Source organism: Microbacterium sp. Bi128 (assembly GCF_918698205.1).
In genome coordinates this window covers 1-2,780 of sequence record NZ_CAKKMM010000649.1, presented here as the reverse complement: position 1 = coordinate 2,780, position 2,780 = coordinate 1, and the positions used below count along the sequence as shown (strand labels likewise).

The following is a 2,780-nucleotide window of genomic DNA, read 5'->3' as shown; positions in this document are numbered from 1 at the left end:
GGCCATTTTGGAATCCTGGGCCAGCGCCACGAGCACGCGCGGCTCCAGCTGCGAGGCGTCGGCAACGATCAGTTTGTGGCCGGGATCGGCGTGGACCGCGCCGCGGACCTGGCGCGGGATTTGCAGCGCCCCGCCGCCCCGCGACGCCCACCGGCCCGAGACCACGCCGCCCACCATGTACTCAGGCTGGAACCTGCCGTCCTTCACCCAGGTATCAAGCCACGCCCAGCCGTTGGCCGCGTGGAGACGGGCCAGTTTCTTGTAGGCCAGCAGCGGCACGATCACGGGGTGGCTGGATTCTTTCAGCTCCCATTGGCGGGTGGTTTTAACTTCGATGCCGTTGCGGTGCAGGGCGCGCATGAGCTCCTGCGGCGAGTCCGGGTTCAGCGCGGGCGACTTCAGCAGCAGCCTCAGTTCGGCCGTGAGCGATTCGAGTTTGGCCGGACGCTGACCGGGAGCCGGGCGGGGTCCGAGGTGTTCTGCGAGAATCTGCTCGTGGAGTTCCTCCCGCCACGGGACGCCGGTGTGCTGCATTTCGGCGGCGATCATGGCTCCGGCGGATTCCGCCGCGAGCAGCAGCTGGAGCCGTTGGCGCCGGCCGGCGTCAGGGACGACGACCGTGCCGGAGGCCGTTCCGGGCGCAGGTCCCGCCTGGCGCAGGGCCTCCTGCTGCGCGGCGTACTCGGCGCGGAGAGCCTCAAGGGATTGGCCGGGACGCCGGCCGGAGGCCGGGGCATCAAACAAGGCCCCTTGTTCCGGCGGCGGGGCAGGAGGCTGCAGCCCCCGCGGGGGCTGGTTCAGCTCGTCGTCCTGGGTCAGCTTCTCCGCCGCCTGCGCGTAGCCGGTGTGGGCGGTGAACTCCGAGTGGGCCAGGATCGAACCGCACAAGGTGAGGTCGTAGCAGCGCTCGAGTTCCACCCCGGCGCGCAGCAACGCGGGATACCAGTCCTGCGTACGGTGCCAGATCCAGCGCGGGTGCCGCTCCTCAAACTCGCGCACAATTCCGGCGAGGTCGCCGGCCCTGACCACACGGGGTTCCGGATTGGAGGGTTCGGGGGCGCCATCGGCCGTGAGCTGCTGCAGTGCCGCGCCGTCGGCGTGGGCAGCGAGCAGCAGATACATAGGATCAATTCTGCCCTGCTCCGGGACGTGATCCGTGCTCGGTCCCCGGCCGCGGCGCAGGAAAGACGCCGGACTTGTCCACATAGCCCACGACGGCGGTTCCGCTGCGGTCCCGGCCCGGGCACAGTGGCAGCATGAACAGGCACCAGGACCGTGGCCCAGGCTCACCGCCACCGCGGGAACATGAGCCCTGGATCCCCGGGGATTCCGCGGAAATCCTGCTCGTAACCGGCGCCGATGTGCTGCGCAGCGAGGTGGAACGCATCGTCGCAGCAGCCGGGGGCCAGCTGCGGACGGTGCAGGACGTTGCCGAGGCCGCGCCGTTCTGGGACGCCGCGGCCGCTGTGCTGGTGGGCAGCGACATCCGCGGGTTGCCGCCCCGGCGGAGGACCCCTGCCGTGATGCTCGGCCTCGAAGGTGACGGGGAAGGGTTATGGCATCTGGCCGCCGCCGTCGGGGCCGAACGCGTCGCGGTGTTGCCGGACGCGGCCGCCTGGCTGGCGGAATACCTGAGCCGGTCCCGCGCCCCGGAAGCCGGCGGCCTGGTGCTGGGTCTCACCGGCGGCTGCGGCGGTGCCGGGGCCACGACCGCCGCCATCTGGATCGCGCAGGCCGCCGCCGGGGCCGGGATCCGGGTGCTGCTGATCGACGGCGACCCCCGGGGAGGGGGCCTGGAACTTGCGCTGGCCGCCGAGGAAACCCACGGGCTCCGCTGGCCGGATCTGGCCGGGGTGAGCGGCAGTATCGACCCCGCCCAGCTGGAGGAGTCGCTGCCGGTCGCCGGCGGATTCTCCTTCCTGTCGTGGCCGGGAACCCGTGACAAAGCCGCCGGGGTGGACGCGACCACCGTGGCCGCGGTTCTTGACGCCGCACGCCGCGGCTGCGAATTGGTGGTGCTGGATATCGGCCGGGAACGGGAGGCCCTGCGGGCCTTCGCCGGCGAATGCGACCGGATCATCGTCGTGGCGCCCGCCCGGCTGCGGGCCGCCGTCGCCACGGCCTGGCTGCTGCAGGAGCTTCCACCCGTGGACACCGCGCTCGTGGTCCGGGCCAGTCGCGGCGCCGCTTTGGATGCGCCGCTGATCGCCGGCTCCGTGGGGCTTGTCCTTCAGGGCATCATGCCGGACATCAAGGATCTGGCCGGGGCAACGGAACTCGGCCGCCTTCTCGAAACCGGCCGGCAGCGCGCCGTCCGCCGGTTCGCGGCCGGACTCCTTGAGCTGAACGGCGGAGACGGCTCATGAGTGCACACGCGGCCGTAGAACCGGCCGGACCGGAACGTCCGGCCCGGCGGGCACCGGGCCGCCGCCGCTCGCAGGGATTTCTCGACCAGACGCTGCTGGAGTCCGTGCGCGAGTCCGTCATGGCCGATGCCTCCCCGGTGACCCCCTCAAGGGTGGCGGCCGCGGTCCAGGCGAGCGGGCGGCTGCTCGGCACGGCCGGCGCCCTGGCCGCAGTGGAGAGCATCAGCGCGGAATTGAACGGCCTGGGCCCCCTGCAACCGCTCACCCGTGATCCCGCCGTGACAGACATCTTTGTCAACGGGCCGGACTCGGTCTGGTTGGACCGCGGCCGCGGTCTGGAAAAGGCGCCGGTCGTCTTTTCCGGGGAACCGCAGATCCGGGCCCTCGCCGCGAGGCTGGTGGCAGCCGGTGGCC

Annotated in this window: 2 protein-coding genes and 1 pseudogene; 2 read left to right on the top strand and 1 reads right to left on the bottom strand. The window is 71.8% G+C overall.

Annotated features, from left to right (window positions below):
- Positions 1 to 1,122, bottom strand: a 1,122-nt coding sequence (locus LQV45_RS24310) for a bifunctional 3'-5' exonuclease/DNA polymerase (protein ID WP_230009183.1), incomplete at its 3' end; no start/stop codon positions are given.
- A gap of 134 nt (positions 1,123 to 1,256) precedes the next feature.
- Here LQV45_RS24310 and ssd point away from each other — a divergent pair.
- Both ssd and LQV45_RS24300 read left to right on the top strand, forming a co-directional pair.
- Positions 1,257 to 2,366 carry a septum site-determining protein Ssd gene (ssd, locus tag LQV45_RS24305; protein ID WP_230009182.1) on the top strand — a complete coding sequence of 370 codons (1,110 nt, stop codon included), beginning with the start codon at positions 1,257 to 1,259 and terminating at the stop codon, positions 2,364 to 2,366.
- Positions 2,363 to 2,780 (top strand): annotated as a pseudogene (locus LQV45_RS24300) (secretion system protein E); the annotation flags it as partial. The gene ssd and the pseudogene LQV45_RS24300, both read left to right, overlap by 4 nt.

Bases quoted from the DNA above. Each gene is read 5' to 3' on its own strand.
- ssd (WP_230009182.1), top strand. From the start codon at position 1,257: ATGAACAGGCACCAGGACCGTGGCCCAGGCTCACCGCCACCGCGGGAA.